We start from the raw sequence: 24,374 nt of genomic DNA, 5'->3' as shown, positions 1-24,374 counted from the left end.
GGGTTCAGCCCGGTTCGGTATCCAGCCTGGCGTCGGCCTGCGCGACGCGCCGCATGCTGACCACGAATTCATTGCGCAGCCTTTCGGCGGCCGGGCGCGGGCGGTATTCGATGCTCGCGCCGTGGCGTTCGCAAAGCTCGCGGCAAATATACAGGCCCAGCCCGGAGCCGCGGCTGCGGGTCGAGAAGAAGGGCTCGAAGAGATGGCGCTCGACATCGGGCGCGATGGGCGCGCCATCGCTCAGCACCGACAGCAGGGCCCAGCTTTCGTCGCGCACTGCCAGGCGCAGGAAGATGCTGCCGGGCGCACCGCTGGCGTGGCGCTGCGCGTTGTCGAGCAGGTTGACGAGCACGCGGCGCAGGTGGTCGGGATCGAAGACCACGGCCAGCGCGGCGGCCGGCAGCTCGGTGCGCAGGCGCGCCAGCGAACCATCGGCCAGCTGCACCGTGTGCGACCAGTCGCCAGCGGCCTTGCCGACCACGCTGGCGGCATCGATGGCGCGCGGCAGCGGCTCGGCGCCGGGCGCCACGTCCATCACGTCGTCGACCAGGCGCTTGAGGCGCTGCACATTGTCGGCCACCATCTGCGCCAGCTGGCGCTGCGGCGCATTCAGCTCGTCTTCGAGCAGCAGCGCATTGGCCTGGGCGATGGCGGCCAGCGGATTGCGAATCTCGTGCGCGATGCCGGCCGAGACGCGGCCCATCGCCGCCAGCTTCTCCTGCCGGATGCGCGCCTGCAGCGTGCGCAGGTCTTCCAGCAGCAGCACCGCGAAGGGCTCGCCCGCGGCACCGCCGGACGGCGCCGTGGGGCCGAAGGCGCGGCCGCGCATGAAGCGCACGCGCAGCCTCAGGGTGCGCGTATGGCCGTCGCCGAAGGCCAGCAGGATGTCGCGCCCGGCCTCGGGCCAGTCACCCTCGGCGAGCGCACGCTCGGCCGCCTGCTGCAGCGCCGCCCAGGCCGGCAGGCCCTGCAACGTGAACGGCGCCAAGGGCGCCAGCCCCTGCGCCACCAGCAGCGCACGCGCCGCCGGGTTGGCCGCGCGCACCTGCAGCCGGCCGTCGATGACCAGCACGCCGTCGGCCATTTCCTCGATCACCAGGCGGTTGAGCTGGGCCTGCTGGTGGGCCAGTTCGCGGCTGCCACGCGCGGCGCGCTCCTCACGCGCCAGGCGGCCGGCCAGTTCGCCGGCCAGCAGCGTGATGATGAAGAGGCCCAGGCCCGCCAGGCCCGATTGCAGCATCAGCGCCGGCGTGGCGCCGCCGAAAGTGGCGCGCAGTGCCGCCGCCAGCAGCATCAACGAGACCCCTGCCGCCGTGCCCAGGGCGAGCAGGCGCGAGGTCAGCACGCCGGCCATCAGCACCGGCAGCACCAGCAGCGCCGCGTAATTGAAGGTGGAACCCACCTCCAGCAGGTGCAGCAACATGAAGGCCGCCAGGTCGACGCCTATGGTCGCCAGCCAATGGCGGCGGCGGTAGGCGGTGCCCATCCAGGGCTGGCCCAGCGGCAGGAAGCGCGGCAGCAGCCACAGCGTGAAGGCCTGCACCGCATAGACCAGCGAGACCAGGGTCAGCCATTCCGAGCTGCGGGTACCGATGAGCGCCCCCACACCCTGCACGCCGACCAGGCCCACGCCGATGGCCGCGCGGGCCGTGGCATAGGTGCGGTAGACGCGAGCGAGGGCGCCGTCTGGATCCGGCGCTTCCATGCCCTCGCCCTCGCTGCGGCCGCGGCCTTCGTGAGGCCCGTCGCCGGCGGCCAGCCAACCCGGATCGAAGAAGGACTCGGCCACGGCCGGCAGCCCGCTGTCGGCATCTTCCGGGGCCACGTCGTCGCGGCGGCGGCCGCGGCGGCGGCGGCGATCACCCTGGCGGCGGTCGGCTTCGGTTGCGTCCACGGCGGCCGGCGCTCAGCGCGGGCCGGCAAGGCGGTGGGCCTCGCTGCAGAAGGCGCGGCCGGCGCTGTCGCACAACGCGTCGTCACGCGGCACATGCACGCCGCAGTGCGCGCAGGCCAGCATGGGCTGGGCCGCGGTCGGCTTGGCAGGCTTGGCCGCAGGCGGCTCGATGGGCTCGCGGCGGCGGCCGAACAACCACCACAGCGCCACGCCGACCAGGGCCAGCAGGATGAAAAGGCGGCTCATGCCGGCGTGCGCCCGAGCAGCACTTCGTACACGAAGCGCGAGCCGGCATAGGCCAGCAGCAGCAGCAACGCGCCGGCATAGAGCCCGCGCGTGGCGCGGCGGCCGCGCCAGCCGCGCAGGCGCCGCCCGAGCAGCAACGCAGCGAACACGCACCAGGCCAGAATGGAGAACACCGCCTTGTGGTTGCCCCAATGCCACTGCACCGTGTAGAGGATGCCCAGCACCAGGGTGGCGGTGAGGGCGACGAAGCCGACGCCGACGAAGCGAAACGTCAGCCGCTCCAACTGCAGCAGCGGCATGCCCAGTGTGCGCCCGGCCGTCGCCGCCCCTGCGCCGCGGCGCAGACGGCGCTCGGCAGCATCAAGCAGGGCCGCGTGCAGCACGGCGGCGCCGAAGAGGCCGTAGGAGCCGACGCCGAGCGCAAAGTGCAGCGGCGCCAGCGCCGAGCCCGGCTGGCGCAGTTCGCCCGGAAACAACGCCGCCATCAGCACCGCCAGCACACCGGCCGCGCCCAAGCCTTTGCGCACCGCGGGCAGCGGCACGAGCCGGCTCTCGACGGTGTAGACGGCAATCACCAGCCACAGCGTCATCGACAGCACGGGGCCGAAGCCCAGGCGCGCACCCGGCATCGGCTGGCCGAAGCCGCCGATATCGATGATGAGCAGAAGCCCATGCAGCACGAGGCCGCCCAGCAGGGCGGCGGCCGACATCTGCCTCAGCCAGGCGATGGGCAGCGCGGTGAGGATATAGAGGGCCGCGGCCACCGTCACCAGCAGCCAGGCGCCCCCCGGAACCAGGGTCGCGGACGCGGTCGATAGAATCATCACGACAGTGTAATGACCGCGGGCCCGCTCAACCCGGCCTGCCCCCCAATGGCCACGACCCTCACCGACCGCCTGTCCAGGATGGTCAAGACGATGCGCGGCCAGGCCCGCATCACCGAAAGCAATGTGCAGGACATGCTGCGCGAGGTGCGCATGGCCCTGCTCGAGGCCGACGTGGCCTTGCCCGTGGTGCGCGACTTCATCGCCCGCGTCAAGGAAAAGGCGCTCGGCCAGGAGGTGGCCGGCTCGCTCAATCCGGGCCAGGCCCTGGTGGGCGTGGTCCATAAGGAACTCGCCGCCACCATGGGCGAGGGCGTGGCCGACATCAACCTGGCCGCCCAGCCGCCGGCGGTGATCCTGATGGCTGGCCTGCAGGGCGCCGGCAAGACCACCACCACGGCCAAGCTGGCCAAGCACCTGATCACCAAGCGCAAGAAGAAGGTGCTCACGGTCTCGGCCGACGTCTACCGGCCGGCCGCCATCGAGCAGCTCAAGACGGTCACGGCCCAGGCCGGCGCCGAGTGGTTTGCCTCGGCGCCGGACCAGAAGCCGCGCGAGATCGCGCTCGCCGCGCTGGACTATGCCAAGCGCCACTACTTCGATGTGCTGCTGGTCGACACCGCGGGCCGCCTGGGCATCGACGAGGCGCTGATGGCCGAGATCCGCGAACTGCACGCGGTGCTCAACCCGGTGGAGACGCTGTTCGTCGTCGACGCCATGCAGGGCCAGGATGCGGTCAACACGGCCAAGGCCTTCAAGGACGCCCTGCCCCTGACCGGCGTCATCCTGACCAAGCTCGACGGCGATTCGCGCGGCGGCGCGGCGCTGTCGGTGCGGCAGATCACCGGCGCGCCCATCAAGTTCGCCGGCGTGTCCGAGAAGATCGACGGACTCGAGGTCTTCGACGCCGAGCGCCACGCCGGCCGCGTGCTGGGCATGGGCGACATCGTGGCCCTGGTCGAGTCGGTGCAGCAGGGCGTGGACCTGCAGGCAGCGCAGAAGCTGGCCGACAAGGTCAAGTCAGGCAGCGGCTTCGACCTCAACGACTTCCTCTCGCAGATCAGCCAGATGAAGAAGATGGGCGGGCTCTCGGGCCTGATGGACAAGCTGCCCAGCCAGCTCACCGCCAAGGCCGCCGGCGCCGACATGGACCGTGCCGAACGCGACGTGAAGCGCATGGAGGGCATCATTTGCTCGATGACGGCGCTCGAGCGGCGCAAGCCCGAACTCATCAAGGCCAGCCGCAAGCGTCGCATTGCCCTTGGAGCCGGCGTACACGTCCAGGAGGTCAACCGCCTGCTCAACCAGTTCGAGCAGATGCAGGGGATGATGAAGAAGATGAAGGGCGGCGGCCTCATGAAGATGATGAAGCGCATGGGCGGTGGCGGTATGGGGGGTGGCTTCCCCGGCATGCCGCGCTGATTTGTCGCAGCTGCCGATACGCCTGGATACGTGTCTTATGGGTTCAGCCGTTGTCCGGCCACCCGAAATCGCCGATCTTCCAGGCCTGAGCCCCGAGAGAACAAGCCGCCATGGAAGCCCTCACACCGATCGCCACGTTCGCCCTCCCGGCGACGGTGCTGCTGTTGCTGACCCTGCTGGGGATGCGCCTGCGCCAGCGCCAGCAAGTCCGCCGCGACAACGTCCGTGATGCCCTCGACACGGTGGCCGACTGGCCCCCCGAGGCGGTGCGTGCGCTCACCATCAGCGAGCGCCAGGGCTACGAGGTGCTGCGCCGCGCGATGCCGGGCTTCCTGGTGCTGTCGCAGGTGCCGCTGTCGCGCTTCATCCGCGTGCCTTCGCGCCACTCCCACATCGAATGGCTGCAGCGCGTGGGCTCGCTCAGCGCCGACCTGCTGCTGTGCGATTCGGGCTCGCGCGTGCTGGCTGTGTTCGACATCCGCTCGATGGACGAAACCCCGCGTGCGCGCCGCCGCCACGAGCGCATGGCCCGCGTGCTCAAGGCCGCCGGCATCCAGGTTCACGTCTGGCGCGAAGGCTACCTGCCCAGCGCCAGCGATCTGCGCCAGCACCTGGCCCACATCGTCGGCACGCCGGCTGTCGGCATCAAGCCGGCGAGCTCGGTCAACTCGCGCCCGATGCCGCTGATCCCGGTGCCCGACATCTCCGAAGTGCTGGCCGACGGCGACCGCGCCGCCTTCGAGGCCAATTTCGACGCCACGATGGAGCCCGTGCCTTCGGCCTTCTTCGAAGAGCTGGAATCGCCCGCTGGCGGCCACTGATGCCTGAGGCGCGCGCCGCGCCCCACCCGCCCATCACCCCAGCAGTGCCTGCGCGAACTCGCGCGCATCGAAGGTCTGCAGGTCTTCCAGCCGCTCGCCGATGCCGATGAAGTAGACCGGCACCGGACCGCCGGGCCGCTCGCTGCCCCAGCGCGCGATGGCGGCCAGCACGCCGCCCTTGGCCGTGCCGTCGAGCTTGGTCACGATGAGGCCGGTCAGGCCCAGCGCGGCATCGAAGGCCTTCACCTGGGCCAGGGCGTTCTGGCCCGTGTTGCCGTCCACCACCAGCAGCACCTCGTGGGGCGCGCCGGCCTGGGCCTTGGCGATGACGCGGCGGATCTTTTTCAGCTCATCCATCAGGTGGGCCTGGGTGGGCAGGCGGCCGGCAGTATCGGCGATCACCACATCGCAGCCGCGTGCGCGGCCGGCGGCGACGGCGTCGAAGGTCACTGCGGCCGGGTCGCCGCCCTCCTGGCTGACGATCTCTACGCGGTTGCGGTCGGCCCACACCGCCAGTTGCTCACGCGCGGCGGCGCGGAAGGTGTCGGCCGCCGCCAGCAGCACCTTGCAGTCCGACTCGGCAAGGTGCCGCGTGAGCTTGCCGATGCTGGTGGTCTTGCCTGCACCGTTGACGCCAGTGACCATCACCACCGTCGGCCCTGGCGGATCGATGGCGCCAATCTTCAGCGGCTGCTGCAAGGGCAGCAGCAGAGCGGCCAGGGCGTCGGCGAGCAGCGCCTTCACGGCTGCCGGCTCGGTGGCCTTGGACTCCTTGACGCGACGCTTGAGATCGTCGAGCAGAAACTGCGTCGCCGCGACCCCGGTGTCGGCCAGCAGCAGTGCCGATTCCAGTTCCTCGTAAAGCGCGTCGTCGATGCGCGTGCCGGTGAAGACCTGGGCGATGCCAGCGCCGGTCTTCTTCAGCCCCTGGGCCAGGCGCGACAGCCAGCCGCCCCGCCCCGCGGGTGCCTCGGGGCGCGCGGCGGGCACAGGCGCCGGTGCCGTGGCCTCATTCACTGCCGGCACCGCAGTTGCAACGGGCGCAGCGGGCAAGTCCGTGGCCGACACCGCAGCAGCAGCCGGTGCCTTTTTCTTGAAGAAGCTGAACATGAGAGGAGCTCGCCGGCCGGACCTTCACCCGCGCCTGCGGCGTGGCTATAATGTCGGGCTCAGGCGCTTTAGCTCAGTTGGTTAGAGCGACGGAATCATAATCCGCAGGTCCGGGGTTCAAATCCCTGAAGCGCCACCAAATCTGAAAAGGCCTGTCAGTCCCAAGACTGACAGGCCTTTTTTTACTTGCCCGAGTCGCCCGCCGGTGCGCCATCCGCCTCGCCCTAGGCCCCCCTAGGCCGCAGCCGACGAGCGGAAGATCTGGACGGCCCGCACCAGGGTGCCGGCACGCTGCTCCAGCGCCTGGCAGGCCGCGGCCGACTGCTCGGCCAACGCGGCGTTCTGCTGGGTCACGTCGTCGATGTGCTGCACGGCCTCGCTGACCTGCGCGATGCCATGCGACTGTTCGTCGGTGTTGCGGGTGACTTCCGCGAGTTGCTGGCTCACGTCCCTGACGGAACGCAGCACCTGGCCGATGGCGTCTTTGGCCAGATCGGTGCGACCGACACCTTGCTCCACCTCGCTGCGCGCAAGGCCTATCAATGAGCGGATGTCCTTGGCCGCCGCGCTGCTGCGTTGTGCCAGGTTGCGTACCTCGCTGGCCACCACGGCGAAGCCTCGACCCTGTTCGCCTGCGCGTGCGGCCTCGACCGCGGCATTGAGGGCCAGGATATTGGTCTGGAAAGCCACGCTTTCGATCAGGCTGATGATGTCGCCCATGCGCTGCGAGGAACTGGAGATGCGCTCCATCGTCGACAACAACTCCTCCACGGCGGCGCCGCCCTGCTCCGCCAGCGTGCTGGCTTGGGCACCCATCTTGGCCAGGCCGCGGGCCCGCGTCGCGGTCTGCGACACCGAAGCCGTGATCTGCTCGATGGAGGCCGCGGTCTGCTCCAGGCTGGCGGCCTGGGCCTCGGTGCGCGCCGACAGGTCGGTGCCGCCCGAGGCGATCTCGGAGGTGGCCGAGGTCACGCCGTTCACCTCGGCCCGCACGTCGGCCACGATGGCCCGCATGTTCAGGTTCACCAGCCAGAGGTTGCGCATGAGCGCGCCCACCGGGCCGCGATGATCGAATTCCAGGTTGCCGTCCAGGTTGCACCCGGCCACCTGGGTCGCCAGATCGGTGGCTTCGTCCAGCGGCCGCGCGACCTGCCTGACGAAGCCGATGAACACGACGGTGGAAAAGATCACCGAGGTGGCCACCTGGGCCGCCAGTGCTGTCGTGCCAGACAGGCCGAGCAGTCCGGGCATCAGTTGTCCGAGGGCCAGGAAGGCCAGCGCAAGCGCCATGCGCTGTCGCATCGACAACCGATGGACGCGGGCCGGCCAATCGACGATGCCCATGCGCCGCACCCGCCCGGCATGGAGACGCAGGCTGGGGCGCCGGGTGCGCTCGGCGAGGATGCGCTCATACAGGGCTTCGGCCTCCTGGACCTGCTGCCGGGTGGGCTTGGTGCGCACCGAGATATAGCCGCTGGGCTTGCCCCCCTCCATCACCGGGCTGACATTGGCCAGCACCCAGTAATGATCGCCACTCTTGCAGCGGTTCTTCACCACCCCCGACCACGGCCGCCCCCGGCCTATGGTCTGCCAGAGATCCTTGAAGGCCTCTTCCGGCATGTCCGGGTGACGCACCAGGTTGTGAGGCTGGCCAAGCAGCTCTTCATAGGAGTAGCCACTGATGTTGACGAAGCCCTGGTTGCAATGCGTGATGTGGCCTCGCTCGTCGGTCTGGGAGACGAGCAGGACGTTGGCGGGGTAGTCGATTTCCCGTTGCGTCACGGGCAGATTGTTTCGCATGGAAGCTCGCTCCCCGCTTCCGGGGGTGAAGATCAGATTCCGGCAACATCGGCACTGGCGGAGCGCACTTGAGTGGTGCATCCTCGCGCCGGTTCAACTTCGCGAAAATTCTGTCCACGACAACGATCCTGGCGTAACGGCACACCTTTGTTGCAGGACACGGGCGCTGATCCGCCCTCAGGTCGCGGCCTTGCGCGCGGCGCGGGTTGCTGCCGCCGCGGCTGCGCGCAGCTTGTCCTTCTTGCTCGGACGCCGGCCCTTGACGCCGCCTGGGCCGGCCGCCGCCGCTTCGTCGGGCTCAGGCGCGGCAGCAGGCTCGAAGCCCGGCACCTGCTCGCGCGGCACGCGTTGCTGCTGGCGCCTTTCGATGAGGCGGAAATGGGCCTCGCTGCCCGGCGCGTCGGCGAGGATGAAGCTGATCGCCTGCCCCGCCGCGCCGGCGCGGCCCGTGCGGCCTATGCGATGGGTGTGGTCGACGGCCGAGCGTGGCAGGTCAAACTGCAGCACCACCGCCAAGCCCGGCAGGTCGATGCCACGCGCGGCCAGGTCGGTGGCCACCAGCACCTGGATCAGCCCGGCCTGGAAATCCTGCAGCGCCGTGGCGCGCCGGCCCGAACTCTGGCTGCCGTTGAGCGCCTGGGCCGCCACGCCGGCGCCGCGCAGCTTGTCGGCCACGCGCTCGCTGGCGTACTGGGTGGCAACGAAGACCAGCACCCGCGCCCAGCCCTCATGCGCCAGCAGATGGCGCAGCAAAGTGGTGCGGCGCGCGCTGTCGACAACGATGGCGCGCTGCTGGATGGCCGGCGCCGCGGCCTCGGCGCCGGCCGCCGCCTCGACGCGCAGCGGATCGCGCAGCACGCGCTCGGCCAGTGCGTCCACGGCGTCAGGCAGGGTGGCCGAGAGCAGCAGCGTCTGGCGGCGCGCCGGCAGCAGGGCCAGCAGGCGGTCCAACTCGGCGGCAAAGCCGGCGTCGAGCAGGCGATCAGCCTCGTCCAGTACGAGGAACTCCACCCCGTCCAGGCTCAGCGCGTGGTGGTCCAGCAGGTCGAGCAGGCGGCCCGGCGTGGCCAGCACCAGATGCGCGCCACCGCGCAGCGCCATCAGTTGCGGGTTGATCGAGGCACCGCCCACCGCCACCACCAAGCGCGGCGGGTGGGGCAGCGCGGCAAGCAGGCCGCGTGCGGCAGCCGCCGTCTGCAGCGCCAGCTCGCGCGTGGGCGAGAGCACCAGCGCGCGCAGGCGCCGCGGCCTCTCCCGGGCCAGGCCAGGCTGGACCAAAAGATGCTGCAGCAGCGGCAGCAGGAAGGCCGCCGTTTTGCCCGAGCCGGTGGGCGCCAGGGCCAGCATGTCGCGGCCGGCCAGGGCAGGCGGAAGCACGGCAGCCTGCACCGGCGTGGGCGCAGGCCAGCCGGCAGCCGAGGCGGCGGCCTGCAGGGGCGGCAGCAGGCCCAGGGCGAGAAAGGTGTTGGGGGCGGACAAGGTCGATCCGGGATGGTGGCCATGCGTGGCAGGCGGACGAATCGTGGCCTGCAGGGGCGGCCCAGTGTACCGGCGCAAAAGGCAAGACCACCGGCCACGCGGTGACGCTCCGCTACACTTCAGGCCGCTGCAAGTCCTTGATTTTCAAGCCGTTTGGCGCCAAGGTCGGGGCCGTCGGCAGCAACCTCCTTCCACAGCCTCTGGATGAACCCCATGAACCGCTGTATTCCCTCTGCCCTCGCGGCACTCGCCGTCTGGGCCGCCCCGGCGGCGGCCCAGCTGTCACGCAACTTCCCGGCCGACGCGCTGCGCGGCGAGATCGTCGTCACCGCGCCGCCTGAAATCCTGCTCAACCAGCAGCCGGCACGGCTGGCACCGGGTGCGCGCATACGCGGCAGCGACAACCTGCTGCTGCTCTCGGGCGCCCTGCTCGGCCAGCGCCTGCTGGTGAACTACAGCTTCGACACCCTGGGCCTGGTGCGCGAGGTCTGGCTGCTCAATGCCGACGAAGCGGCGCGCACGCCCTGGCCGGTATCGGTGGAGCAGGCGCAGAGCTGGTCATTCGACCCCGCCAGCCAGACCTGGACCCGGCCATGAGCGGCGCCAAGAAGGTCTTCATCCGCACCTTCGGCTGCCAGATGAACGACTACGACTCCGACAAGATGGCCGACGTGCTGCGCGCCGCCGAGGGCTACGAGCCCACCACCGATGTCGAGCAGGCCGACCTCATCCTCTTCAACACCTGTTCGGTGCGCGAGAAGGCACAGGAAAAGGTCTTCAGCGACCTCGGCCGCGTCAAGCACCTCAAGAAGAAGGGCGTGATCATCGGCGTCGGCGGCTGCGTCGCCAGCCAGGAGGGCGCGGCCATCATCGAGCGGGCGCCCTACGTCGACCTCGTCTTCGGCCCGCAGACCCTGCACCGGCTGCCGCAGATGATCGCGGCGCGCAGCGCCCAGCGCCGGCCCCAGGTCGACATCAGCTTCCCCGAAATCGAGAAGTTCGACCACCTGCCGCCGGCGCGCGTGGACGGCGCCAGCGCCTTCGTCTCCATCATGGAAGGCTGCAGCAAGTACTGCAGCTACTGCGTCGTGCCCTACACGCGCGGCGAGGAAGTGAGCCGCCCCTTCGAGGACGTGCTGACCGAGATCGCCGGCCTCGCCGACCAGGGCGTCAAGGAAGTGACGCTGCTGGGCCAGAACGTCAACGCCTACCGCGGCGCCATGGGCGCAAGCGGCGAGATCGCCGACTTCGCCCTGCTCATCGAGTACGTGGCCGAGATCCCCGGCATTGCGCGCATCCGCTACACCACCAGCCACCCGAACGAATTCACGCCGAGGCTGATCGAGGTCTACGGCCGCGTCGACAAGCTGGTCAGCCACCTCCACCTGCCGGTGCAGCACGGCAGCGACCGCATCCTGGCGGCCATGAAGCGCGGCTACACCGCGATGGAATACAAGAGCACCATCCGCAAGCTGCGCGCGCTGCGGCCCGGCATCAGCCTGAGCAGCGACTTCATCGTCGGCTTCCCGGGCGAGACCGAGGAAGACTTCGGCAAGATGCTGAAGCTGATCGAGGACGTGGGCTACGACAGCAGCTTCAGCTTCGTCTTCAGCGCCCGCCCCGGCACGCCGGCCGCGGCCCTGGCCGACGACACACCGCAAGAGCTCAAGCTCAAGCGGCTGCAACAGTTGCAGGCGCTGATCGAGCAGAACGTGCGCCGCATCAGCGCCTCGCGCCTGGACACGGTGCAGACCATCCTGGTCGAGGGCCCGTCGCGCAACAGCGGCAAGGCCGACAAGGCCGGCAATGGGGCCACCGAACTGATGGGCCGCACCGAATGCAACCGCATCGTCAACTTCGACGGCGGCCCGCAGGCGGCGCGGCTCGTCGGCCAGATGCTGCCGGTGCGCATCACCGAGGCCCTGCCGCATTCGTTGCGCGGCACGCCGCTGGTCAAGCCCGACGACGCTATTTCCGGCCCGGCCCGAAGCCCCGCCACCACAGCATGAGAGCGCAGCCGGCCACCACGGCGGCGTAGGTGGCCATCTTGCCGTCGCGGCCAAACAACAGCAGCCCGGCCAGCGTGAGGGCGGCGCCGGCCAGCGCCGCCGGCAGCGCCAGCCGCCGCCAGGCCACTGCCGCCAGTTCGCGCCGCCACAGCAGCTTGGCCAGCGCGGCGGCCAGCGCGCCCAGGGCGAGCGCGGGCAGGAAGAGGTTGGCAAGGTGCCAGAAGGCGTCGATTGGGCCCATCGTTGGTCTGATCTCCCGGGGCGGCGGCGCCCCCTCCCATGGCTTTGGCGATGCGGCCACGCTTGATGATGGTCAAGCAGAACGCCATCATCGCGCGGCCGTCGAACCTACAATTCTCGCGTGAGCGTATTCGCCCTCGGGCTCAACCACACCACCGCGCCGGTCGACCTGCGCGGCCGCCTCGCGTTCGCGCCCGAGCAGATGGGCCCGGCGCTGCAGGCGCTGCGCAGCCGCCTGCAGCTCAATGTGCCCGAGGCCGCCCTGGTCTCGACCTGCAACCGCACCGAGCTCTACGTCGCCGCCGGCGCCGCCCAGGCCCAGGTCCTGGTGCGGCCGGTGGTTGACTGGCTGGCCGAGCAGGGCGGCATCAGCGGCGGACAGCTGCTCGACCACAGCTATGTGATGGAAGACCGCGCCGCCGCGCGCCACGCCTTCCGCGTCGCCTCGGGGCTCGACTCCATGGTGCTGGGCGAGCCCCAGATCCTGGGCCAGATGAAGCAGGCCGTGCGCATGGCCGACGCCGCCGGCACCCTGGGCACCACGCTGCATCAGTTGTTCCAGCGCTCGTTCGCGGTGGCCAAGGAGGTGCGCACCTCCACCGAAATCGGCGCCCACTCCATCAGCATGGCCGCCGCCGCCGTGCGCCTGGCGGCCCAGCTCTTCGAAGACCTGTCCCAGATCAAGATCCTCTTCGTCGGCGCCGGCGAGATGATCGAACTGGCAGCCACGCACTTCGCGGCGCGCTCGCCCAAGTCCATCGCACTGGCCAACCGCACGCTCGAGCGCGGCGAGCGCCTGGCCACCCGCTTCGGCGGCGAGGCCATGCGCCTGTCGGACATGCCCAACCGCCTGCACGAGTTCGACGCTGTCATCTCCTGCACTGCCAGCACCCTGCCCATCATCGGCCTCGGCGCGGTCGAGCGCGCGCTCAAGGCACGCCGTCGCCGGCCCATCTTCATGGTCGACCTGGCGGTGCCGCGCGACATCGAGCCCGAGGTCGCCGGCCTGGGCGACGTCTACCTCTACACCGTCGACGACCTTTCGGCCCTGGTGCAGACCGCGAGCGAGAAGCGCCAGGCCGCCGTCGAGCAAGCCGAGGCCATCATCGATGCTGGCGTGCAGAGCTTCGCCCACTGGCTTGACCAGCGCGGCGCCGTGCCGCTGATCCAGGCCCTGCGCCAGCAGGCCGACGACTGGGGCGCCGCCGAGCTCGTCCGCGCACGCAAGCTGCTGGCGCGCGGCGAGCCGGTCGAGCAGGTGCTCGAAGCCATGGCCCGCGGCCTCACCGGCAAGATGCTGCACGGCACCATGGCCGAGCTCAATGCCGCCGACGGCGACGAGCGCCAGCACCTGGCCGATACCGTGTCGCGCCTCTTCCTGCGCCAGGGCCCGCGCGGCGGCGATCCGCGTCCCGGGCGTTAGCGCCCTGCCCTTCACACGGCCGTGCCGCTGGCGCGGCCGCGCCGCATCGCCCACCCGATGACCCCCCTGCTGCGTGATCAGTTCGAACGCCTGGCCCTGCGCCTGGCGGAGTTGGACGCCATCCTGGCCGACCCGGCCGTGGCCGGCGACATCAAGCGCTGGCGCACGCTGTCGCGCGAGCAGTCCGAGGCCAGCGACGTGGTCGGGCGCTACCGCCGCTACCAGCAGCGCGAGGCCGATCTGGCGGCGGCGCAGGAGATGCAGTCCGACCCCGAGATGGCTGAGCTGGCACGCGAGGAGATCGCCGCCGCCGGCACCGATCTCGAACGCATCCAGCTCGAGCTGCAGACGGCGCTGATTCCGCGCGATCCCGACGACGAGCGCAACGCCTTCCTCGAGATCCGCGCCGGCACTGGCGGCGACGAATCGGCGCTCTTCGCCGGCGACCTGGCGCGCATGTACCTGCGCTGGTGCGAACGCCAGGGCTGGCGCACCGAGATCCTGAGCGAAAGCGAATCGGAGCTGGGCGGCTACAAGGAACTGGTGCTGCGCATCGAAGGCCAGCGCGTCTACGAGCAGCTGCGCTTCGAAAGCGGCGGCCACCGCGTGCAGCGCGTGCCCGCCACCGAGAGCCAGGGCCGCATCCACACCAGCGCGTGTACGGTGGCGGTGATGCCCGAGCCCGACGAGGCCGAGGAGGTGCAGCTCAACCCGGCCGAGCTGCGCATCGACACCTTCCGTGCCAGCGGCGCCGGTGGCCAGCACGTCAACAAGACCGACAGCGCCATCCGCATCACCCACCTGCCCACCGGCCTGGTGGCCGAATGCCAGGACGACCGCAGCCAGCACCGCAACAAGGCCAAGGCCATGGCCGTGCTGGCCGCCAGGCTGCGCGAGAAGGACCGCAGCGAGCGCGCCGCCAAGGAGGCCGCCACGCGCAAGAGCCTGATCGGCAGCGGCGACCGCAGCGACCGCATCCGCACCTACAACTTTCCACAGGGCCGGCTCACCGACCACCGCATCAACCTCACGCTGTACAAGCTGGGCGCCATCATGGACGGCGACCTTGGCGACGTCGTCGCCGCCCTGCACGCGGCGCGCGGCGCCGAACAGCTGGCCCAGCTCGAGTCCGGCGGGCGCTGAGCGCCGCCATGTCTGCTTCGCCTGAGTCGCCTGATTCGCCCGCCTCACCGGGCTTGAGCATCGCCAAGGCCCTGGTGCAGGCGCGCGCCAGTGGCGTGGCGCGCCTGGACGCGCAGCTGCTGCTGGCCCATCTGCTGCAGCGCAATCGCGCCTGGCTGCTGGCCCATGACGACGCGGTGCTGACACCGCCCCAGGCGGTGGCCTGGACGGCGCTGCTGGCGCGCCGCGCCGCCGGCGAGCCGCTGGCCTATCTGGTGGGCGAATGCGAGTTCCGCGGCCTCGCCTTGAAAGTGTCACCGGCCGTGCTGGTGCCGCGGCCCGAGACTGAATTGCTGGTCGAATGGGCGCTCGAGCGCCTGCCGTCTGCGCCGGCCGCCACCGTGATCGACCTCGGCACCGGCAGCGGCGCGGTGGCCCTGGCCGTCAAAAACGCCGCACCGGGCGCCAAGGTCACGGCCACCGACGCCAGCCCCACGGCCCTGGCCGTGGCGCAAGCCAATGCCGAGCGCCACGCGCTGGCTCTCACGCTGAGTCAGGGCGACTGGTGGAGCGCGGTACCGGGCCAGCGCTACGGCCTGGCGCTCTCCAACCCGCCCTACATCGCGGCCGGCGACCCGCATCTGGCCGCGCTGGTACACGAACCTGCCACCGCGCTGACCCCCGGCGGCGACGGCCTGGACGCGCTGCGGCGGCTGATCGATGGTGCTCCCGCCCACCTGCAGCCCGGCGCCTGGCTGCTGCTCGAACACGGCCACGACCAGCACGAGGCCGTGCAGGCACTTTTGACCGCGTGCGGCTTCGGCCAAGCCGAGACGCGGCGCGATCTGGCCGGACTGGCGCGCTGCACCGGAGCACCCTGGCCGGGCGCTTGAAGGGCCGCTGAAGGCCCGCCGTTGCGCCTTTGCCGAATGGAGAAGACTGTTACGGGAAGACGGCTCAGCTTGCCCGCCACGGCCGCCGATTCCGGCGCATCATGGCAGCGACACTTCAGGAGGCCGAGATGAATGCGCATCGCCGTTTCCTCGCCTGGACACTGGCCCTGACACCACTGGCGGCCAGTGCCGGCGGCGGCCTCACAGCTCCCGCCCCCGAGACCTTGTGGCCGCAGTGGCAGGCCCGCATCACGGTGCAGACGGCAGCGCTTTCGCCCCTGTCGGCGGCCCGCCTGCTCGATGGCGGCGTGGCGCCCCGTGGCTGGCAAGGCGCATCGGTGCTGGGCGACTACTACTTCGCCAGCCCTTCATTCGGCAGCTTCCGCGCCAGCGGCGGCCTGATGACCGGCCTGCAAGGCGGCGCGCCCTCGCTCAGCGCCGCGGCCGGGCCCCGCCTGGGCCTGGGCGTGCAAAGTGGCGCCCATACCGCGCCCACCAGCGCCGACGGCCCTGCCACCGTGCCCTACCTGGGTTTCGGCTTCTCTGGCGCGGCGCTGGGCAATGCGCTGTCGGTGACCGCCGATGTCGGCCTCGTCGCCGAACGACCGGGCGCATCCCTGGGCCTGGGCCGCGCCCTCTTCGGCAACCAGGGCCTGGACGCGGCGATGCGCGACCTGCGCCTGGCGCCGGTGCTGCAGTTGGGCGTGCGCTACACCTTCTGACGCGGCCCGCGCCGACAACCCCAGCGCGGCGCGGCGCTGGGCCTTGTCGCATACTCGCGGGCTTCGTGATTCTCTCGGGACCAATTCACCATGAGCGACGTGCAGCAGCGCATCGACCAACTCGTCAAGGGCCACCGTGTCGTGCTCTTCATGAAGGGCAACGCGCAATTTCCGCAGTGCGGCTTCTCCGGCCGCGCGGTGCAGGTGCTCAAGGCCTGCGGCGTGAACGACCTGGAGACCTTCAATGTGCTGGCCGACGAGGAAGTGCGCCAGGGCATCAAGGAATACGCCCAGTGGCCCACCATCCCCCAGCTCTACATCAACGGTGAATTCGTCGGCGGCTCGGACATCATGATGGAGATGTACCAGAGCGGCGAACTCCAGCAGTTGTTGAACAAGGGCTGAGGTGAGCCAGCGCCTGGTCGTCGGTATCACCGGCGCCACCGGGGCGGTCTACGGGGTCAGGCTGCTGGAGCGGGCGCGCGCCCTGGGCGTGCAGACGCACCTGGTGGTCACCCCGGCCGGCGTGCTCAATGCCCACCATGAGCTGGGCCTGGACCGCAGTGCGCTGGAAGCGCTGGCCGATGCCGCCTACGCCCCCGGCGATGTCGGCGCCTGCCTGGCCAGCGGCAGCTTTGCCACCGCCGCCATGGTCGTGGCGCCCTGCTCGATGAAGACACTGGCAGCCATCGCCCATGGCCTGTCGGACAACCTGCTCACGCGCGCCGCCGACGTGACGCTGAAGGAGCGCCGCCGTCTGCTGCTGATGGTGCGCGAGACACCGTTCAATCTGGCCCATCTGCGCAATATGACGGCCGCCACCGAGATGGGCGCCATCGTCTGCCCGCCGCTGCCGGCCTTCTACAACCACCCGGCCAGCATCGCCGAGATGGTGGACGACGGCGTCGAGCGCGTGCTCGCGTTGCTGGGCCTGGCTGGCGCGGCACCGCGCGAGTGGCAGGGGCTCTGATGCCTGCTCAGGCCTTGATGTCCCAGCTGCGCCGCGCCGCCAGCACCATATTGGGATATTCGGCACGGCCGCGGCTGCCGTTGTAGCGGCCCAGGGCCATGAAGAGATCGCCGCGCTCGCGCTCGAGGTAGTGGCGCAGGATGACGCAGCCGAAGCGCAGATTGGTCTGCATGTGGAAGAGGCGGCGCGCGTCGCCATCGCCGATCTGACGCGCCCAGAACGGCATCACCTGCATGTAGCCACGCGCGCCGGCGCTGCTGATGGCGTACTTGCGAAAGCCGCTTTCCACCTGCACCAGGCCCAGCACCAGCGCCGTCTCGAGCCCGGCGCGGCGGCTCTCGTACCAGAGCGCTTCGAGGAACTCGATGCGCACATGGTGCTCGGCCTTGCGCGGCTTGAGCTTCTCACCGGCCGCGCCCAGCCAGCGCAGATAGGCCAGGCGCTCCTCGACCTTGTCGAAGCGCGGGCGCGGCGGCGCGGCGTCGGCCACCGCGGCCGCCAGGGCCGTGCGCACCGCGTCGGCCAGAGGTTCCTCGATCTGGGCGCCGGCCCGCGCCCCGGTGGGCAGCAGCAGCGCGAACGGGCCGGCCAGCAGCGCGCGGCGCGCCGGCATCATGGCGTCATGGGACCAGACGGGCCTTCACGGTGGCCACCACCTCGGCCAGCGGCAGCACCGCCGCGGCGGCGTCGCGCCGGCCCTGGATCTCGGCCGTGCCGGCCTTGAGGCCACGGTCGGAGAGCACCACGCGCAGCGGCACGCCGATCAGTTCCCAGTCGGCAAACATCGCGCCCGGGCGCTCGCCGCGGTCGTCGAGCACCACGTCCAGGCCCAGAGCCGCGAGTTCGTCATGCAGCTTGTCGGCCGCTGCCTGCACCTCGGCGCTGCGCTCGTAGCCGATGGGGCAGATCACCACCGTGAAGGGCGCCATCGAGGCCGGCCAGACGATGCCGCGCTCGTCGTGGTTCTGCTCGATGGCGGCGCCCAGCAGGCGCGTCACCCCAATGCCGTAGCAGCCCATCTCCATCGCCTGCGGCTTGCCGTTCTCGTCCAGGTAGTTGGCGTTCATCGCCTTGCTGTACTTGGTGCCGAGGTAGAAGACATGGCCGACCTCGATGCCACGCTGGATGGCGAGCACGCCCTGGCCATCGGGCGAGGGATCGCCGGCAACGACATTGCGGATGTCGGCCACGAAGTCGGGCTCGGGCAAGTCGCGGCCCCAGTTGACGCCGGTGTAGTGGAAATCGGCCGCATTGGCGCCGCACACGAAATCGGCCATCGCCGCCACCATGCGATCGGCCACCACCTTGACCGGCTTGACCGTGGCCACCGGGCCCAGGTAGCCGGGCTTGCAGCCGAAGTGCTCGTCGATCTCGGCCACGGTGGCGAAGCGGAAGCCGCCCTTCAGGCCCGGCAGCTTGCCGGCCTTGATCTCGTTGAGGCTGTGGTCGCCGCGCACCAGCAGCAGCCAGACCGTGGTGCGCACGATGTCGCCGGCCTCGTTCTTCTCGTCGGTGGCCAGCACCAGCGATTTCACGGTGCGATCCAGCGCCAGGCCCAACAGCGCGGCCACGTCCTCGCAGGTGGCCTTGCCCGGGGTCGGCGTCTTCACCATCGCCTGCGCCGGCGCTGCACGCGGCGCGACCGGGGCCAGGCCCTCGGCCAGCTCGATGTTGGCGGCGTAGTCGCTGGTCGGGCAGTAAACGATGGCGTCCTCGCCGGTGTCGGCGATGACCTGGAACTCGTGCGAGGCGTCGCCGCCGATGGCGCCGGTGTCGGCCGCGACGGCGCGGTACTGCAGGCCGAAGCGGTCGAAGATGCGCTTGTAGGCCGCGAACATGCCGTCGTAGCTCTTGAGCGCGGAGGCCTTGTCGCGGTCGAAGGAGTAGGCATCCTTCATCGTGAACTCGCGTCCGCGCATGACGCCGAAGCGCGGCCGGCGCTCGTCGCGGAACTTGGTCTGGATGTGGTAGAAATTTCGTGGCAGCTGCTTGTAGCTGCGCAGCTCCTGGCGCGCGATGTCGGTGATGACTTCTTCGCTGGTGGGCTGGATCACGAAGTCGCGATCGTGGCGGTCTTTCACGCGCATCAGTTCGGGGCCATAGGCCTGGAAGCGGCCGGTCTCCTGCCACAGCTCGGCCGGCTGCACCACCGGCATCAGCAGCTCGACGGCGCCGGCGCGGTTCATCTCCTCGCGGATGATGGCCTCGACCTTGCGGATCACGCGCAGGCCCAGCGGCATGTAGCTATAGATGCCGGCTGAGAGGCGCTTGATGAAGCCGGCGCGCATCATCAGCCGGTGGCTGGTGACCTCGGCGTCGGCGGGGGCTTCCTTGAGGGTGGAGATGAAGGTGGCAGAGGCTTTCATGGGCTCGCTTCTGCACACGGCGCCTGGCCCCGCGGGGGCCTGGCAGGCCCCGGTGACACATGCGGGTTAGCGAGGGTGCCCGCTCCGCACAGCGCCGGTGCAATAATGAAAACAGTCACAAAATTGGAATTTGATTATGCTCGACCGGGAAGGCTTCAGGCCCAACGTCGGCATCATCCTGCTGAACGCCCGCAATCAGGTCTTCTGGGGCAAGAGGCTGCGCACCCACTCATGGCAGTTTCCGCAGGGCGGCATCAAGCATGGTGAGTCGCCCGAGCAGGCGATGCTGCGCGAGCTGCATGAAGAAGTAGGGCTGTTGCCCGAGCATGTGCAGATTCTCGCGCGCACACGCGACTGGCTACGCTACGAGGTGCCCGAGCACTTCATCCGCAAGGATGCGCGCGGCCATTACCGCGGCCAGAAGCAGATCTGGTTCCTGCTGCGCCTGCTCGGCCGCGACAGCGACATGAACCTGCGCGCCACCGACCACCCCGAGTTCGACGCCTGGCGCTGGAACGACTACTGGGTGCCGCTGGACGTGGTGATCGAGTTCAAGCGCGGCGTCTACGAGATGGCGCTGACCGAACTCGCGCGCTACCTGCCGCGCGTCAATCACCACAACCGCTATCTGCGCGCCGGACTGCGCGGCCAGCGGCATGACGGTGAGCACTCGGGCTTCGGCCACCAGGACGTCGGCCAGGACGCGGTGCCCGATGTGAACTTCCAGCCCGCCGCGGCGCCGGCGCCCGCCGAGCCCGGCACCGGAACCGGCACCGACGGCTGAGAGTGCGATCTACACCACGACCAGGTTGTCGCGGTGGATCAGTTCCGGCTCGTTGGCATAGCCCAGCAGTTGCTCGATCTGTGCCGAGGGCTTGCGCGCGATCAGGCGCGCCTCGGCCGACGAGTAGTTGGCCAGGCCCCGCGCCACCTCGGCGCCGGCGAGGGTCTGCACCGCAATGACGTCGCCGCGCACGAATTCGCCGCTCACCTCGTGCACGCCGATGGGCAGCAGGCTCTTGCCGCCGTCGCGCAGCTTGGCCACCGCGCCATCGTCGACCCGCACCGCGCCACGCATCTGCAGGTGGTCGACCATCCACTGCTTGCGTGCAGCGAGCTTGGCGGTGCCGGCGCGCAGCGCCGTGCCGATGGCCTCGCCAGCGGCCAGGCGCAGCAGCACATCGGGCTCGCGGCCCCAGGCGATGACGGTGCTGGTGCCGCTGCCGGCGGCGCGCTTGGCGGCCAGGATCTTCGTCAACATGCCGCCACGGCCGATGCCCGAACCGGCGCCACCGGCCATGGCCTCGAGCGCGGGGTCGCCCGCGGTGGCCTCGGCGATGAAGCGGGCCGACGGATCCTTGCGCGGATCGGCGCTGTAAAGACCGCGCTGGTCGGTGAGGATGACATAGGCGTCAGCGTCCACCAGATTGGCCACCAGGGCGCCCAGTGTGTCGTTGTCGCCGAACTTGATCTCGTCGGTGACGACGGTGTCGTTCTCGTTGATGACCGGGATCACCTTCAGCGCCAGCAGCGTGAGCAGGGTCGAGCGCGCGTTAAGGTAGCGCTCGCGGTCGGCCAGGTCGGCGTGGGTCAGCAGCACCTGGGCGCTGCCCATGCCGTGCTCGGAAAGGCGCGACTCGTACATCTGCACCAGGCCCATCTGGCCCACGGCGGCGGCGGCCTGCAACTCGTGCAGCTCACGCGGGCGCTGGGCCCAGCCCAGGCGCTTCATGCCCTCGGCGACGGCGCCGCTGGAAACCATCACCAGCTCGCGCCCCTGCTGGGCCAGCGCGGCGAGCTGGCGCGACCAGTTGCCGATGGCTGCCGCGTCGACGCCGCGGCCCTCGTTGGTGACGAGGCTGGAGCCGACCTTGACGACGATGCGGCGCGCTGTCTCGAGCACGCCGCTAGACATCCTGGCCGCCAGGCACGGGGTCGTCGAAGCGCAGGTCGGGCAGGGGCGCGACGCGCTGCTGTTCGGCAACGTGGTTGTGGATCTTCTCGATCAGCGGCTGCAGGCCTTCGCGCGCCAGCGCCGAAATCGAGAACACCGGGCCCTTCCAGCGCAGGCGGCGCACATAGTCCTTGACGCGCTGCTCGCGCAGTTCCTCCGGCACCATGTCGAGCTTGTTGAAGACCAGCCAGCGCGGCTTGGCGTGCAGCTTGGGGTCGTATTTCTTCAGCTCGGCGACGATGGCGCGCGCCTGCACCACCGGGTCCACGCCCTCGTCGAAGGGCGCCGCATCGACGATGTGCAGTAGCAGCCGCGTGCGTTGCAGATGGCGCAGGAAGCGGTGGCCGAGGCCGGCGCCTTCGCTGGCACCTTCGATCAGCCCCGGCACGTCGGCGACGACGAAGCTGCGCTCGGGGCCGACGCGCACAACGCCCAGGTTGGGATGCAAGGTCGTGAAGGGGTAGTCGGCGATCTTCGGCCGCGCATTGCTGATGGCGGCGATCAGCGTGCTCTTGCCGGCGTTGGGCATGCCCAATAGGCCGACATCGGCCAGCACGCGCAGCTCGAGCTTGAGCTTGAAGGCCTCGCCCGGCCAGCCCGGGGTCTTCTGCCGCGGGCTGCGGTTGGTGCTGGTCTTGTAGTGCAGATTGCCGAAGCCGCCGTCACCGCCCTTGCAGATGAGCGCGCGCTGGCCGTGCTCGAGCAACTCGACCATCTGCTCGCCGGTCTCGGCATTGCTGATGATGGTGCCCACCGGCATGCGCAGCTCGATGTCGGGGCCGGCGGCGCCAAACTGGTCGGAGCCGCGGCCTGGTTCGCCGTTCTTCGCATCGTGGCGGCGCGTGTAGCGGTAGTCGATCAGCGTGTTGATGTTCTGGTCGGCCAGCGCCCAGACGCTGCCGCCGCGGCCACCGTCGCCGCCATTGGGCCCGCCGAAGGGGATGAATTTCTCGCGCCGGAAGCTCACGCTGCCGGCCCCGCCGTGTCCGGCGGACACGTCGATCAAGGCTTCGTCGACGAACTTCATGGGCGGGAATTCACGGTGGCTGCGCCAAGTAAAGAAGCCCCGGCAGGCCGGGGCTTCGCTGGTGGGAGCGAAGAAAAGCTCAGACCGGCGTGACGAACACGGTCTGGCGGTTCAGCGCGCCTTTGACGGCGAATGAGATCGCGCCATCAACGAGCGCGAACAGCGTGTGGTCCTTGCCCATGCCGACACCGGTGCCGGCGTGGAACTTGGTGCCACGCTGGCGCACGATGATCGACCCGGCCGAGACCTGCTGGCCGCCGTAGGCCTTGACGCCGAGCATCTTCGGCTGCGAGTCGCGGCCGTTGCGGGTGGAACCGCCGCCCTTTTTCTGTGCCATGGTGTGCTCCTGCGCTTAGGCGACGTTGAGCGAGCCGATCAGCAGCTCGGTGTAGTTCTGGCGATGGCCGCCGTGTTTCTGGTAATGCTTGCGGCGACGCATCTTGAAGATGCGCACCTTGTCGTGCCGGCCATGCGCCACGACCGTGGCCTTGACGTTGGCACCCGCGACCCAGGGAGAACCGACCTGCAGATCCGCGCCGCTTCCGACGGCGAGCACCTGCTCGATCACGACTTCCTGGCCCACGTCCGCAGCAATCTGTTCTACCTTGATCTTCTCGCCGGCTGCAACCTTGTATTGCTTGCCACCGGTTTTTATGACCGCGTACATGTGTGACCTTTCGAAGTATTCCCGCCGCTCACGCACGGATCTGAGCGACCCGTGCGCCGTAAACCTTCGCTGCAGGCCTGCTGGAATTGCCGGCCCGCGGCGGCAAGTTCCAGTGGAACCATGCGGCGCAGAGCCTTTGAGTATAGCATGGCCTGTTTGTGTGCTGGGCCCTGACGGGACCGGCACGCCCGCCTTCCTATAATGGCTTTTCGCTGAACCCGCGCCCCGTGCTCGAAACCACCGCACCGCCCACTCCCGTCGTGGACCCCACCGACGCCGCCATGCTGCGCGTAGACGAGGTCATCCGCGTGCGCCTGGCCTCCCGCGTGGCCCTGATCGACCAGATCTCGCGCTACATCGTCAACGCTGGCGGCAAGCGCATCCGGCCCCGCCTGGTGCTGCTGTTCGCCGAGGCACTGGGCTTCGAGGGCCCCGAGCGCTACGAACTTGCCGCCACCGTCGAGTTCATCCACACCGCCACTCTGCTGCACGACGACGTGGTCGACGAATCGGCGCTGCGCCGCGGCCGCGCCACCGCCAACGCGATGTTCGGCAATGCCGCCAGCGTGCTGGTGGGCGACTTCCTTTACTCGCGCGCCTTCCAGATGATGGTGTCGACCAACCGCATGCGCGTGCTCGATGTGCTGGCCGACGCCACCAATGTCATCGCCGAGGGCGAAGTCCTTCAGCTGATGAACATGCACGACCCCGACCTCGCGGTGGCCGACTACCTGCAGGTCATCCGCTACAAGACGGCCAAGCTGTTCGAGGCCAGCGCGCGACTCGGCGCCGTGCTGGCGGGCGCCGACGACGAGCTCGAGGAAGCCTGCGCCGCCTTCGGCCGGGCTCTGGGCACCGCCTTCCAACTCGTGGACGACCTGCTCGACTACGAAGGCAACAGCAGCGAACTGGGCAAGAACGTCGGCGACGACCTGCGCGAGGGCAAGCCCACGCTGCCGCTGCTGGTGGCGATGGAGCGCGCCACCGATGCCGAGCGCGCGCTCATCCGCCACGCCATCGAAGAGGGCGAGCTTCATCGCCTGCAGGAGATCCTCGCCATCGTGCGCCGCACGGGTGCGCTGGACGCCACGCGAGCTGCCGCCGAGGCCGAGGCCGCGAAGGCGCGCACGGCGCTGGCCTCGCTGCCGCCGTCGCGGGCCCGCGACGCTCTGCTAGAATTATGTTTTCGCTCGATCCACCGCTCGTCGTGAGGGTCGAACGCTAGCAGCGCAGCAAGCGGCCGCAAGGCCGTTGCCGCCTGCCAATCGGGGTGTAGCTTAGCCTGGTAGAGCGCTACGTTCGGGACGTAGAGGCCGGAGGTTCGAATCCTCTCACCCCGACCAGGTTTCTCGCGCGGGACACGATGCTTTCCCTGCCGGCGGCCA

Annotated in this window: 25 protein-coding genes and 2 tRNA genes; 14 read left to right on the top strand and 13 right to left on the bottom strand. The window is 69.9% G+C overall.

Translation table 11 applies throughout. The features are described from left to right. Window positions 1-4: 4 nt before the first annotated feature. From JMV16_RS18745 to JMV16_RS18735, 3 genes are read right to left on the bottom strand one after another with little or no spacing between them, the layout of a single operon-like run. Window positions 5-1,894 carry a sensor histidine kinase gene (locus JMV16_RS18745; protein ID WP_201495819.1) on the bottom strand — a complete coding sequence of 630 codons (1,890 nt, stop codon included), beginning with the start codon at window positions 1,892-1,894 and terminating at the stop codon, window positions 5-7. Between the two features lie 12 nt (window positions 1,895-1,906). Further along, window positions 1,907-2,140 carry a PP0621 family protein gene (locus JMV16_RS18740; protein ID WP_201495818.1) on the bottom strand — a complete coding sequence of 78 codons (234 nt, stop codon included), beginning with the start codon at window positions 2,138-2,140 and terminating at the stop codon, window positions 1,907-1,909. Beyond that, the gene (locus tag JMV16_RS18735) at window positions 2,137-2,964 is read right to left on the bottom strand and encodes an inner membrane protein YpjD (protein ID WP_201495817.1); all 828 of its coding nucleotides are present in this window, start codon (window positions 2,962-2,964) and stop codon (window positions 2,137-2,139) included. The genes JMV16_RS18740 and JMV16_RS18735 overlap by 4 nt, the downstream gene beginning before the upstream one ends. Before the next feature lie 48 nt (window positions 2,965-3,012). Here JMV16_RS18735 and ffh point away from each other — a divergent pair, with 48 nt between their 5' ends. Together ffh and JMV16_RS18725 are read left to right on the top strand one after the other, a co-directional pair. Then, window positions 3,013-4,386 (top strand): signal recognition particle protein, encoded by a 1,374-nt coding sequence (gene ffh, locus JMV16_RS18730; protein WP_201495816.1) that lies wholly within the window; start codon window positions 3,013-3,015, stop codon window positions 4,384-4,386. Between the two features lie 110 nt (window positions 4,387-4,496). Further along, a complete protein-coding gene (locus JMV16_RS18725; protein WP_201495815.1) occupies window positions 4,497-5,207 on the top strand; it encodes a DUF2726 domain-containing protein in 711 nt (236 codons plus the stop codon). A 33-nt stretch (window positions 5,208-5,240) separates the two neighbouring features. Here the strand turns inward: JMV16_RS18725 and ftsY are convergent, their stop codons facing one another. Continuing rightward, window positions 5,241-6,317: a signal recognition particle-docking protein FtsY gene (ftsY, locus tag JMV16_RS18720; RefSeq protein WP_201495814.1), complete on the bottom strand. Its 1,077-nt coding sequence runs from the start codon at window positions 6,315-6,317 to the stop codon at window positions 5,241-5,243. 62 nt (window positions 6,318-6,379) lie between these two features. Here ftsY and JMV16_RS18715 point away from each other — a divergent pair. Beyond that, window positions 6,380-6,456, top strand: a tRNA-Met gene (locus JMV16_RS18715). A 95-nt stretch (window positions 6,457-6,551) separates the two neighbouring features. Here JMV16_RS18715 and JMV16_RS18710 read toward each other — a convergent pair. Further along, window positions 6,552-8,117 (bottom strand): methyl-accepting chemotaxis protein, encoded by a 1,566-nt coding sequence (locus tag JMV16_RS18710; protein ID WP_201495813.1) that lies wholly within the window; start codon window positions 8,115-8,117, stop codon window positions 6,552-6,554. A gap of 177 nt (window positions 8,118-8,294) precedes the next feature. After that, the gene (locus JMV16_RS18705) at window positions 8,295-9,596 is read right to left on the bottom strand and encodes a DEAD/DEAH box helicase (protein ID WP_201495812.1); all 1,302 of its coding nucleotides are present in this window, start codon (window positions 9,594-9,596) and stop codon (window positions 8,295-8,297) included. A 213-nt stretch (window positions 9,597-9,809) separates the two neighbouring features. On the opposite strand from JMV16_RS18705, the gene JMV16_RS18700 reads away from it, so the two are divergent. Both JMV16_RS18700 and miaB read left to right on the top strand, forming a co-directional pair. Next, window positions 9,810-10,193 carry a hypothetical protein gene (locus JMV16_RS18700; RefSeq protein ID WP_201495811.1) on the top strand — a complete coding sequence of 128 codons (384 nt, stop codon included), beginning with the start codon at window positions 9,810-9,812 and terminating at the stop codon, window positions 10,191-10,193. Beyond that, window positions 10,190-11,605 (top strand): tRNA (N6-isopentenyl adenosine(37)-C2)-methylthiotransferase MiaB, encoded by a 1,416-nt coding sequence (gene miaB / locus JMV16_RS18695; protein ID WP_201495810.1) that lies wholly within the window; start codon window positions 10,190-10,192, stop codon window positions 11,603-11,605. Before JMV16_RS18700 ends, miaB begins: the two co-directional genes overlap by 4 nt. Here miaB and JMV16_RS18690 read toward each other — a convergent pair. Next, window positions 11,565-11,846, bottom strand: a complete 282-nt coding sequence (locus JMV16_RS18690; RefSeq protein WP_201495809.1) for a hypothetical protein — start codon at window positions 11,844-11,846, stop codon at window positions 11,565-11,567. The two genes, miaB and JMV16_RS18690, sit on opposite strands and share 41 nt — an antisense overlap. A gap of 120 nt (window positions 11,847-11,966) precedes the next feature. Here JMV16_RS18690 and hemA point away from each other — a divergent pair, with 120 nt between their 5' ends. The 6 genes from hemA (at window position 11,967) to JMV16_RS18660 (ending at window position 16,975) form a co-directional block, all read left to right on the top strand. Then, window positions 11,967-13,268 carry a glutamyl-tRNA reductase gene (gene hemA, locus JMV16_RS18685; RefSeq protein WP_201495808.1) on the top strand — a complete coding sequence of 434 codons (1,302 nt, stop codon included), beginning with the start codon at window positions 11,967-11,969 and terminating at the stop codon, window positions 13,266-13,268. Window positions 13,269-13,325: 57 nt separating this feature from the next. Beyond that, complete coding sequence (gene prfA / locus JMV16_RS18680) at window positions 13,326-14,411, top strand: peptide chain release factor 1 (RefSeq protein WP_201495807.1); 1,086 nt, start codon at window positions 13,326-13,328, stop codon at window positions 14,409-14,411. A gap of 8 nt (window positions 14,412-14,419) precedes the next feature. Continuing rightward, window positions 14,420-15,283: a peptide chain release factor N(5)-glutamine methyltransferase gene (prmC, locus tag JMV16_RS18675; protein ID WP_201495806.1), complete on the top strand. Its 864-nt coding sequence runs from the start codon at window positions 14,420-14,422 to the stop codon at window positions 15,281-15,283. 128 nt (window positions 15,284-15,411) lie between these two features. Then, entirely contained in the window at window positions 15,412-16,005 is a 594-nt protein-coding gene (locus JMV16_RS18670; RefSeq protein ID WP_201495805.1) for a hypothetical protein, read from the top strand. 90 nt (window positions 16,006-16,095) lie between these two features. Next, on the top strand, window positions 16,096-16,410 hold the full coding sequence (gene grxD / locus JMV16_RS18665) for a Grx4 family monothiol glutaredoxin (protein WP_201495804.1): 315 nt from the start codon (window positions 16,096-16,098) through the stop codon (window positions 16,408-16,410). A gap of 1 nt (window position 16,411) precedes the next feature. Then, window positions 16,412-16,975 (top strand): UbiX family flavin prenyltransferase, encoded by a 564-nt coding sequence (locus JMV16_RS18660; RefSeq protein WP_201495803.1) that lies wholly within the window; start codon window positions 16,412-16,414, stop codon window positions 16,973-16,975. A 7-nt stretch (window positions 16,976-16,982) separates the two neighbouring features. Here JMV16_RS18660 and JMV16_RS18655 read toward each other — a convergent pair whose 3' ends face one another. Further along, window positions 16,983-17,588 (bottom strand): lytic transglycosylase domain-containing protein, encoded by a 606-nt coding sequence (locus JMV16_RS18655; protein ID WP_201496021.1) that lies wholly within the window; start codon window positions 17,586-17,588, stop codon window positions 16,983-16,985. A 7-nt stretch (window positions 17,589-17,595) separates the two neighbouring features. After that, window positions 17,596-19,341 (bottom strand): proline--tRNA ligase, encoded by a 1,746-nt coding sequence (locus JMV16_RS18650; RefSeq protein WP_201495802.1) that lies wholly within the window; start codon window positions 19,339-19,341, stop codon window positions 17,596-17,598. 136 nt (window positions 19,342-19,477) lie between these two features. Here JMV16_RS18650 and JMV16_RS18645 point away from each other — a divergent pair, with 136 nt between their 5' ends. Continuing rightward, window positions 19,478-20,125, top strand: a complete 648-nt coding sequence (locus JMV16_RS18645; RefSeq protein ID WP_236580605.1) for an RNA pyrophosphohydrolase — start codon at window positions 19,478-19,480, stop codon at window positions 20,123-20,125. 9 nt (window positions 20,126-20,134) lie between these two features. Here JMV16_RS18645 and proB read toward each other — a convergent pair whose 3' ends face one another. From proB to rplU, 4 genes are all read right to left on the bottom strand, one after another. Continuing rightward, entirely contained in the window at window positions 20,135-21,256 is a 1,122-nt protein-coding gene (gene proB, locus JMV16_RS18640; RefSeq protein ID WP_201495801.1) for a glutamate 5-kinase, read from the bottom strand. After that, complete coding sequence (obgE, locus tag JMV16_RS18635) at window positions 21,249-22,322, bottom strand: GTPase ObgE (protein ID WP_201495800.1); 1,074 nt, start codon at window positions 22,320-22,322, stop codon at window positions 21,249-21,251. The genes proB and obgE overlap by 8 nt, the downstream gene beginning before the upstream one ends. Before the next feature lie 79 nt (window positions 22,323-22,401). Then, window positions 22,402-22,659 (bottom strand): 50S ribosomal protein L27, encoded by a 258-nt coding sequence (rpmA, locus tag JMV16_RS18630; protein ID WP_201495799.1) that lies wholly within the window; start codon window positions 22,657-22,659, stop codon window positions 22,402-22,404. A gap of 15 nt (window positions 22,660-22,674) precedes the next feature. Continuing rightward, window positions 22,675-22,989 carry a 50S ribosomal protein L21 gene (gene rplU / locus JMV16_RS18625; RefSeq protein WP_201495798.1) on the bottom strand — a complete coding sequence of 105 codons (315 nt, stop codon included), beginning with the start codon at window positions 22,987-22,989 and terminating at the stop codon, window positions 22,675-22,677. Window positions 22,990-23,270: 281 nt separating this feature from the next. Between rplU and JMV16_RS18620 the strand changes: the two genes are divergently transcribed. Next, window positions 23,271-24,200: a polyprenyl synthetase family protein gene (locus JMV16_RS18620; protein ID WP_201496020.1), complete on the top strand. Its 930-nt coding sequence runs from the start codon at window positions 23,271-23,273 to the stop codon at window positions 24,198-24,200. A 55-nt stretch (window positions 24,201-24,255) separates the two neighbouring features. Beyond that, window positions 24,256-24,332 (top strand) — tRNA-Pro (locus tag JMV16_RS18615). Window positions 24,333-24,374 lie beyond the last annotated feature (42 nt).

This window comes from Rubrivivax sp. A210 (assembly GCF_904426505.1).
GTDB lineage: Bacteria > Pseudomonadota > Gammaproteobacteria > Burkholderiales > Burkholderiaceae_C > Rubrivivax.
The sequence above is the reverse complement of the archived record's forward strand: the minus strand, read 5'-3'. Positions and strand labels throughout refer to the sequence as shown.

Bases quoted from the DNA above. Each gene is read 5' to 3' on its own strand.
- JMV16_RS18690 (WP_201495809.1), bottom strand. From the start codon at position 11,846: ATGGGCCCAATCGACGCCTTCTGGCACCTTGCCAACCTCTTCCTGCCC.
- JMV16_RS18710 (WP_201495813.1), bottom strand. From the start codon at position 8,117: ATGCGAAACAATCTGCCCGTGACGCAACGGGAAATCGACTACCCCGCC.
- ftsY (WP_201495814.1), bottom strand. From the start codon at position 6,317: ATGTTCAGCTTCTTCAAGAAAAAGGCACCGGCTGCTGCTGCGGTGTCG.
- rplU (WP_201495798.1), bottom strand. From the start codon at position 22,989: ATGTACGCGGTCATAAAAACCGGTGGCAAGCAATACAAGGTTGCAGCC.
- JMV16_RS18735 (WP_201495817.1), bottom strand. From the start codon at position 2,964: ATGATTCTATCGACCGCGTCCGCGACCCTGGTTCCGGGGGGCGCCTGG.
- JMV16_RS18740 (WP_201495818.1), bottom strand. From the start codon at position 2,140: ATGAGCCGCCTTTTCATCCTGCTGGCCCTGGTCGGCGTGGCGCTGTGG.
- JMV16_RS18645 (WP_236580605.1), top strand. From the start codon at position 19,478: ATGCTCGACCGGGAAGGCTTCAGGCCCAACGTCGGCATCATCCTGCTG.
- prfA (WP_201495807.1), top strand. From the start codon at position 13,326: ATGACCCCCCTGCTGCGTGATCAGTTCGAACGCCTGGCCCTGCGCCTG.
- obgE (WP_201495800.1), bottom strand. From the start codon at position 22,322: ATGAAGTTCGTCGACGAAGCCTTGATCGACGTGTCCGCCGGACACGGC.
- JMV16_RS18725 (WP_201495815.1), top strand. From the start codon at position 4,497: ATGGAAGCCCTCACACCGATCGCCACGTTCGCCCTCCCGGCGACGGTG.
- ffh (WP_201495816.1), top strand. From the start codon at position 3,013: ATGGCCACGACCCTCACCGACCGCCTGTCCAGGATGGTCAAGACGATG.
- miaB (WP_201495810.1), top strand. From the start codon at position 10,190: ATGAGCGGCGCCAAGAAGGTCTTCATCCGCACCTTCGGCTGCCAGATG.
- JMV16_RS18650 (WP_201495802.1), bottom strand. From the start codon at position 19,341: ATGAAAGCCTCTGCCACCTTCATCTCCACCCTCAAGGAAGCCCCCGCC.
- JMV16_RS18655 (WP_201496021.1), bottom strand. From the start codon at position 17,588: ATGCCGGCGCGCCGCGCGCTGCTGGCCGGCCCGTTCGCGCTGCTGCTG.
- proB (WP_201495801.1), bottom strand. From the start codon at position 21,256: ATGTCTAGCGGCGTGCTCGAGACAGCGCGCCGCATCGTCGTCAAGGTC.
- prmC (WP_201495806.1), top strand. From the start codon at position 14,420: ATGTCTGCTTCGCCTGAGTCGCCTGATTCGCCCGCCTCACCGGGCTTG.
- JMV16_RS18670 (WP_201495805.1), top strand. From the start codon at position 15,412: ATGAATGCGCATCGCCGTTTCCTCGCCTGGACACTGGCCCTGACACCA.
- JMV16_RS18700 (WP_201495811.1), top strand. From the start codon at position 9,810: ATGAACCGCTGTATTCCCTCTGCCCTCGCGGCACTCGCCGTCTGGGCC.
- grxD (WP_201495804.1), top strand. From the start codon at position 16,096: ATGAGCGACGTGCAGCAGCGCATCGACCAACTCGTCAAGGGCCACCGT.
- JMV16_RS18620 (WP_201496020.1), top strand. From the start codon at position 23,271: ATGCTGCGCGTAGACGAGGTCATCCGCGTGCGCCTGGCCTCCCGCGTG.
- rpmA (WP_201495799.1), bottom strand. From the start codon at position 22,659: ATGGCACAGAAAAAGGGCGGCGGTTCCACCCGCAACGGCCGCGACTCG.